This window comes from Arthrobacter sp. JCM 19049 (genome assembly GCF_001310435.1).
Genome location: NZ_BAXF01000422.1, coordinates 1 through 1,887, shown reverse-complemented (window position 1 = coordinate 1,887; position 1,887 = coordinate 1). Strand labels below are relative to the sequence as shown.

Sequence of the window (1,887 nt, the reverse complement as noted above, 5' to 3'; positions counted from 1 at the left end):
CGTGCTCGTCCAGCGCCTTCGCGCCGCTGCGCGATTCGGCGTTGCCCACGGTGGTCACCAGCATGCGTCGGAGAGCTTGATCGAACCCCGTGGTGGGCTTCCTGGCCGGGTACGACCTCGGTTTGCGGCAGGTCCTGCCCGCTGTCGGCCAGCTGCGTGGAGTCGAAGATGGTGGTATCTCCGGTGCCGTCGTCAAACAGGTTGGTCTTCCCGTCGTGGCGCACCACGTGGCCGGGCGTCTTGGCGGCGAAGGTGGCCTGGCGCAATTCGGGGGTCATGGTGTCGAGCACCTGGAAGCCCTTCGAGGTCGTGACCAGGACGCTGCGTCCGTCACCGGCGGCGTTCAGCCGGGTGAACGCCTCGCTGTCGAAGGTCTGCTTCACTTCCAGGCTCTGCCCGTCGAGCACCGCGATGGCGTTTTCGTAGGAGACCGCCAGCGGCGCGGTGCCGCTGGCCTGCTGCGATCCCGAAGATGCGCTGGCTTCTGGTTCGCCGCTGCCCGCGCAGCCGGTGGCGGTCAGCGCCAGCACCGCCAACGAGGAAAGCATGCCGAGGGATCGGCGATATGTCTTGTTCATGTTGTTCATTACCTTTCAAGGATGGGCTCGTCAGCTGAGCCGCGGGTGATTCTTTCGGTATTGGCTTGCATCATTTCCAGGTAGTCGGCTGCCCCTTGCCCGGGTTCGGTCAGCGATTCGGTGAACAGCTCGATGACCTCCACCTGGACCCCGGACTCGCTGGCCAGGGCCTGCACCAGCCGGTCGGGCTGCGAGGAGTCGGCGAAAATCGCCGGGACGTTCGCCGTACGGATCGCGTCCGCCAGCTCCTTCAGGTCGGCGGCGCTGGGCGAGGCCAGCGTCGTGCCGCCGGGGATCACCGCCCCGATAACGCGGAATCCGAAGCGCTGGGCGAGATAGCCGAAGACGTGGTGGTTGGTCACCAGCGCGCGTCGCTCGGCGGGGATCTGCGCGAAAGAGCTGGACATCTGCTCGTCGAGCTGGGCGACCTGGGCACGGTAGGCGGCGGTGGATTCCTCCAGCTGCCCACGTCGATGCCCTCGATGCCGCGCAGCTCGGCTTCCAGCGCGTCGATGACGTCGAGCATCCGCGCCGGGTCGGTCCAGAAGTGCGGGTCCGCCGCCGTGCTCCCGGAATCCCGGGCATAGTCGATGGCCTGAAGGTGCTCCCCGGCTTCGAACAGCCTGGCGCCGGAGGCCGTAGCGGTTTCCAGGTGCCGTTCCAGCCCCTCCTCCAGTCCCAGCCCGTTGGCTACCAGCAGGTCGGCGTCGCCCAGCGCGGCCGCCTGGCGCGCCGAGATTTCGAAGGAGTGCGGGTCCGCGTTCGGCTTCATCAAGGTGGTGACTTCGGCAGCGTCCCCGACCATGTTCCGGGTGACGTCTCCCAGGATGTTAGTGGTGACCACGATCCTGGGCGGTTCGCTCCCGCCGGCATCCGGCGTGCAGCCGGCCAGCAACAGGCCGGTGGCCAGCCCTGCTGCAGCAGCGAGACGACGGGCGAAGCGGCCGCTCACCGCCCGGTCTCCGCTATGAAGTCCGGCGCGGTCGGGGTTTCGATATGCCGGGCGATCCGCGCCCCGTCGGTGAAGCCGATTTCATGCACGGCATTGGCCGCGGGGTCGTTGAGGTAGGCACGCTGCTGGTCCACCACGAGCTCCACGCCGGCCAGCGCCTTCTTATCGGCCAGGGTCTTGGCCAGCAGGGGTTCGGAGACCTTGGCGGGCTCATTGCTCGTGAGCTTCTGCACGTGGATGCGCCCCGCGGTATCAAGCGCCACCACGTGTCCGTCCTTGTCATCCACCGCGCTCACGCGCAACAGCGGAACGTCGGCCAAGATGCGCTGCCATTTGCCTTCGCGCGCGTCGAGCACC

General features: G+C 67.6%; 2 protein-coding genes and 2 pseudogenes. All 4 read right to left on the bottom strand.

Going from position 1 to position 1,887, the window contains the following annotated elements; all coding sequences use genetic code 11:
- Positions 1-578 (bottom strand): annotated as a pseudogene (locus JCM19049_RS12940) (hypothetical protein); the annotation flags it as partial.
- An 8-nt stretch (positions 579-586) separates the two neighbouring features.
- Complete coding sequence (locus tag JCM19049_RS20885) at positions 587-985, bottom strand: metal ABC transporter substrate-binding protein (protein WP_279403179.1); 399 nt, start codon at positions 983-985, stop codon at positions 587-589.
- Complete coding sequence (locus JCM19049_RS20880; RefSeq protein WP_279403178.1) at positions 937-1,530, bottom strand: metal ABC transporter substrate-binding protein; 594 nt, start codon at positions 1,528-1,530, stop codon at positions 937-939. The genes JCM19049_RS20885 and JCM19049_RS20880 overlap by 49 nt, the downstream gene beginning before the upstream one ends.
- A pseudogene (locus JCM19049_RS12930) lies at positions 1,527-1,887 on the bottom strand (hypothetical protein); the annotation flags it as partial. The pseudogene JCM19049_RS12930 and the gene JCM19049_RS20880, both read right to left, overlap by 4 nt.

What these genes read in the sequence shown, in the direction of transcription:
- JCM19049_RS20885 (WP_279403179.1), bottom strand. Translation starts at nt 985, where the DNA reads ATGTCCAGCTCTTTCGCGCAGATCCCCGCCGAGCGACGCGCGCTGGTG.